At 78.1% G+C, this 2,775-nt stretch carries 1 protein-coding gene; it reads left to right on the top strand.

Annotated features, from left to right (window positions below; all coding sequences use genetic code 11):
• The first annotated feature begins 77 nt into the window (after positions 1-77).
• The gene (locus tag HGCM_RS07400; RefSeq protein ID WP_019136217.1) at positions 78-2,618 is read left to right on the top strand and encodes a DEAD/DEAH box helicase; all 2,541 of its coding nucleotides are present in this window, start codon (positions 78-80) and stop codon (positions 2,616-2,618) included.
• The last annotated feature ends 157 nt before the right edge of the window (positions 2,619-2,775 follow it).

Here is a 2,775-nt window from a genome sequence, read left to right as displayed (position 1 = left end):
GCTGCGTGCCGTCCGCCGCAGCCGCGCCACGACGGCCGGGCGCCGGAGGGGCCCGCGCGCGGTGCGAGGATGGGGCGGTGGCACGTCCGGATCTGCTCGAGGCCCTGCTCGCCGCCGGGGCCCGCGCCGACCGGGTGACGCACCAGCGCACGCTGCCGCCGCGCGAGGGCCTCACGGCGCCGTGGCCGGCATGGGCGGACGCGGACCTCGTGCGCGGCTACCGTGCGCTCGGCGTCCAGGAGCCGTGGCGGCACCAGGTCGAGGCCGCGCAGTCGGCCTGGGACCGACGGCACACCGTGCTCGCCACGTCGACGGGCTCCGGCAAGTCGCTCGCGTTCTGGCTCCCGGCCCTCACGTCCGTGCGGGCCGCCGCGGCCGCCTCCACCCTCGACCCCGGGCGCGTCGAGTCGGTCGTCCGCCGCGGCACGACGCTGTACCTGTGCCCGACGAAGGCGCTCGCCGCGGACCAGCTCGCGGGGGTCGAGCGGCTGCTCGCGGCCGCCGGCACGCGCGACGTGCGGGTCGCGACCTGCGACGGCGACACCGCGCTGGACGAGCGCCGGTGGGTGCAGGAGCACGCCGACGTCGTGCTCACCAACCCCGACTTCCTGCACTTCGCGCTGCTGCCGAACCACCGGCGCTGGTCGCGCGTGCTCGCGTCGCTGCGCTACGTCGTCGTCGACGAGTGCCACGCGTTCCGCGGCCTCTTCGGGGCGCACGTCGGGCTCGTGCTGCGCCGGCTGCGCCGCCTGGCGGCCGCGTACGGCGCGCAGCCCACCGTGGTTCTCGCCTCGGCCACGACGGCGGACCCGGCGACGAGCGCCGCACGCCTCATCGGCGTCGACCCGGACGAGGTGACGGCCGTCCACGACGACGCCTCGCCCGCGGGCCGCAAGACGTTCGTGCTGTGGCAGCCGCCCGAGCTGCCCGGCGGCGACGCGCCCTGGTCGGCGCTGCTGGGCGACGACGACCCGTGGGCGACCCCGCTGGAACCGCCCGCGCACGTGCTGCGCGACGCCGACCTCACGCCGCCCGGGCCGGAGGACGTCGTCGCCGGGCCCGACGCCCCGACGGGCGAGGGCTCCGGGCCTCTCGGCACCGGCGAGCGCGTCGTCGTCGACCCGGGCGACCGGCCCCGGCGCACGGCCACCGCGGAGGTGGCGGACCTGCTGGCGGACCTCGTCGCCGTCGGCGCGCGCAGCCTCGCCTTCGCGCGCTCCCGCCGGGGCGCCGAGTCGGTCGCGGAGACCACCCGCGCCCACCTCGCCGAGATCGAGCCCGAGCTGGCGACCTCGGTGCAGGCGTACCGAGGCGGCTACCTGCCCGAGGAGCGCCGCGCGCTCGAACGCGCGATCCGCACGGGCGACCTGCGGGCCCTCGCCACGACGAACGCCCTCGAGCTCGGCGTCGACATCTCCGGGCTGGACGCCGTGCTCATCGCCGGCTGGCCGGGCACGCGCGTGTCGCTCTGGCAGCAGGCCGGCCGTGCGGGGCGCGCCGGCGCCGACGGCCTGGTCGTGCTCGTCGCCCGCCAGGACCCGCTCGACACGTTCGTCGTCCACCACCCCGAGGCGGTGTTCGACACCCCCGTCGAGGCGACCGTGTTCGACCCGTCGAACCCCTACGTGCTGGCGCCGCACCTGTGCGCGGCCGCGGCCGAGCAGCCCGTGCGGGCCGAGGAGCTGGACCTGTTCGGGCCCACCGCGGGGGCGCTGCTGGACGACCTCGCGGCCCGGGGCGTCCTGCGCCGGCGCCCGTCCGGCTGGTACTGGACGCACAGCGAGCCCGCGTCCCGCCTCACAGACCTGCGGGGCGCCGGCGGCCAGCCGGTCCGCGTCGTCGAGGCCTCGACCGGGCGGGTGCTCGGCACCGTCGACGCGGCGTCCGCGGACTCGACCGTGCACGACGGCGCCGTCTACGTGCACCAGGGTGCGCGCTTCGTGGTGGACCGCCTGGACCTGGAGGACGGCGTCGCGCTGGTGACCCGCCGGGACGTCGACTACGGCACCTGGGCGCGCTGGGTGACCACCACCGAGATCCGATCGGTCGACCGCGAGGTCGCCTGGGGACCCGTCACGTGGGGCTTCGGGGCGGTTGACGTGACGAGCCAGGTGCTCAGCTACCAGCGGCGTCGCGTCCCCGACCTGCAGGTGCTGGGCACCCACGAGCTCGACCTGCCGGCCCGGACCCTGCGCACGTCGGCGGTCTGGTGGACGGCGCCGGCCGAGGTGCTGCTCGCCGCCGGCGTCACGGCCGAGGCGGCGCCGGGCGCCCTGCACGCCGCGGAGCACGCGTCGATCGGCATCCTGCCGCTGCTGGCGACGTGCGACCGCTGGGACCTGGGCGGCCTCTCGACGGCGCTGCACCCCGACACGGGCCACGCCACGGTCTTCGTCCACGACGGACACCCGGGCGGGGCCGGCTTCGCCGAGCGCGGGTTCGAGCTCGGGGCGCGGTGGCTGCGCGCCACCCGCGACGCGATCGCGTCCTGCCCGTGCTACCGCGGCTGCCCGGCGTGCGTGCAGTCCCCGAAGTGCGGCAACGGCAACGACTCCCTCGACAAGGCCGCCGCCCTCCGGCTGCTCGACGTCGTCCTGCGCGCCGCGCCGGGAGCCTGACCCGACCGGCTCGTCCGCCGCGCGCTCCCCCGCCCGCGCGACGGCGACCGCCGTCCCGACGCCCGCCGGGACGCGCGCCTCGACGACCACGTCGCGGTCGCCGACGGAGCAGGACCCCAGCCGGGCGCCGTTGCGCGCGGCGGCCTCGCCCGCGAGC

It is taken from the genome of Cellulomonas massiliensis JC225 (genome assembly GCF_000312005.1).
GTDB classification, from domain to species: domain Bacteria; phylum Actinomycetota; class Actinomycetes; order Actinomycetales; family Cellulomonadaceae; genus Cellulomonas; species Cellulomonas massiliensis.
This window is presented reverse-complemented; position numbering and strand designations above follow the sequence as displayed.